Below are 2,229 nucleotides of genomic sequence, written 5' to 3'. Positions count from 1 at the left end.
GCCGCAGCGACGGATGCCGCAGCCATGGCAGGCGACTCCAGCGTCAGCGTGGCGTCGAACACCTGCTCGCACTGGCCGCAGCGCACCCAGCCCTCTGAAATGCGCAACTGGTCGGCCACCACCTTGAACTTCGTTCCACAAGAAGGGCAGCGCGTGGTCTGGCTCATCGGCAGTTCCTGTCAAAAGTGGGGCGACCGAGGGCGCTCAGCGCGAAGCGGTCATCAGGATCCAGCCGTCCTGCGCATCCGCGACTTCGAGCTTGACCCAGGGTGCATAGGCCTCCTTGAGCTCATCGGCCTGGCGCTCCAGGATACCCGCGAGCACCAGGTTGCCGCCCGCGGCCACATGCGCGCACAGCAGCGGCGCGAGCACCTTCAGGGGCGAGGCCAGGATGTTGGCCAGCACCGTGCCGTACTCGCCGCTTGCCTTGTCGGGCAGGCCCGCGGACAGCTGCACTTCGTTCGCCTGGGCATTGAGCAGCGTCGAGTCGACGGCCGCGGTATCGATGTCCACGGCGTCGATGTCGACCGCGCCGAACTTGGCCGCGCCGATGGCAAGAATGCCCGAGCCGCAGCCGTAGTCGAGCACGCGGCCCAGCGAGCCCGCGGGCTGGCGTGCGATCCAGCGCAGGCACATGCGCGTCGTTGGATGGGTGCCGGTGCCGAACGCCAGACCCGGATCGAGGCGGATGCTGACCTTGGCTTGTTCAGGCATGTCGTGCCAGGTGGGCACGATCCAGAACTCGGGCGTGATGTCCACAGGCGTGAACTGCGACTGCGTCAGGCGCACCCAATCCTGCTCGGGCACATTGTTCACGCCCAGAATGGTGCAGCCTTCGAAGAAGTCCTGCAGGCTCAGCAATTGGCGCGCTTCCTGCGCGAGTTCCTCGGTGGGAAACAGCGCGACCACGCGGCTGCGCTGCCAGCCGTCCTTGGGCGGCGGCATGCCGGGCTCGCCAAACAATGCCTGCTCGGCCTCGGTCTGTGCATCGGCGTCTTCGACCGATACGCTCAATGCGTCCAGCGCGTCGAGCGCATCGCTGATGGTTTCCACCCGGTCTTCGGGGCACAACAGGCTCAGTTCAAACATGACGCCGTTCCTTGTAAAAATGAAAATGCCGGCCTCCGTCGCCAGAGGCCAGCATATGCGGTCACAGCCCTGCGGCCGGACTCATCGCTTGGGGTTGCGCAGCTGCAGCCACTCTTCCAGATAGTGGATGTTGGTGCCGCCTTCCATGAACTTGGCATCGACCATCAGATCCTTGTGCAGGGGAATGTTGGTGTTGATGCCTTCGACCACGGTTTCCAGCAGCGCCGTGCGCATGCGGGCCAGGGCCTGCTCGCGCGTGTCGCCGTGGACGATCAGCTTGCCGATCATCGAGTCGTAGTTCGGGGGAACGAAATAGTTCGTGTAGATGTGCGAGTCGACACGCACGCCCGGGCCGCCCGGCGCATGCCAGGTGGTGATGCGACCGGGAGACGGCGTGAACTTGTACGCGTCCTCGGCGTTGATGCGGCATTCGATCGCATGGCCGCGCAGCTCGATCTGGCGCTGCGTGAACGGCAGCTTCTCGTCGGCCGCGACCATGATCTGCGTCTTGACGATGTCCACGCCCGAAATCATTTCGGTCACGGGGTGCTCGACCTGAACCCGGGTGTTCATTTCAATGAAATAGAACTCGCCGTTTTCGAACAGGAACTCGAACGTGCCCGCACCGCGGTAGCCGATCTTCTTGCAGGCCGCGACGCAGCGCTCGCCAATGCGTTCGATCAGGCGGCGTGGAATGCCGGGCGCGGGCGCCTCTTCGATCACCTTCTGGTGGCGGCGCTGCATGGAGCAGTCGCGCTCGCCCAGATAGACGGCGTTCTTGAACTTGTCGGCCAGCACCTGGATTTCAATGTGGCGCGGGTTCTGCAGGTACTTTTCCATGTACACCGCGGGGTTGCCGAATGCCGCAGCGGCTTCGGCCTTGGTCATCTGCACGGCGTTGACCAGCGCGGCTTCGGTATGCACCACGCGCATGCCGCGGCCACCGCCGCCGCCTGCGGCCTTGATGATCACGGGATAGCCCACGGCCTTGGCGATGCGGCGGATCTGCACCGGATCGTCAGGCAGCTCGCCGTCGGAGCCGGGCACGCAAGGCACGCCGGCCTTGATCATCGCCTGCTTGGCCGAGACCTTGTCGCCCATGATGCGGATCGACTCGGGCGTGGGGCCGATGAACTGGAA

General features: G+C 64.9%; 3 protein-coding genes. All 3 read right to left on the bottom strand.

From position 1 onward, the window contains the following. Positions 1-167 (bottom strand): zinc-ribbon domain-containing protein (locus RR928_RS24755; protein WP_332684736.1); only part of this gene is annotated, 167 nt, incomplete at its 3' end. A 37-nt stretch (positions 168-204) separates the two neighbouring features. After that, the gene (gene prmA / locus RR928_RS24750) at positions 205-1,089 is read right to left on the bottom strand and encodes a 50S ribosomal protein L11 methyltransferase (protein WP_332539254.1); all 885 of its coding nucleotides are present in this window, start codon (positions 1,087-1,089) and stop codon (positions 205-207) included. Positions 1,090-1,170: 81 nt separating this feature from the next. Further along, a partial coding sequence (locus RR928_RS24745; RefSeq protein ID WP_332684734.1) for an ATP-binding protein occupies positions 1,171-2,229 on the bottom strand: 1,059 nt, incomplete at its 5' end.

This window comes from Comamonas sp., from assembly GCF_036666375.1.
GTDB lineage: Bacteria > Pseudomonadota > Gammaproteobacteria > Burkholderiales > Burkholderiaceae_C > Comamonas.
This window is presented reverse-complemented; position numbering and strand designations above follow the sequence as displayed.

Bases quoted from the DNA above. Each gene is read 5' to 3' on its own strand.
- prmA (WP_332539254.1), bottom strand. From the start codon at position 1,089: ATGTTTGAACTGAGCCTGTTGTGCCCCGAAGACCGGGTGGAAACCATC.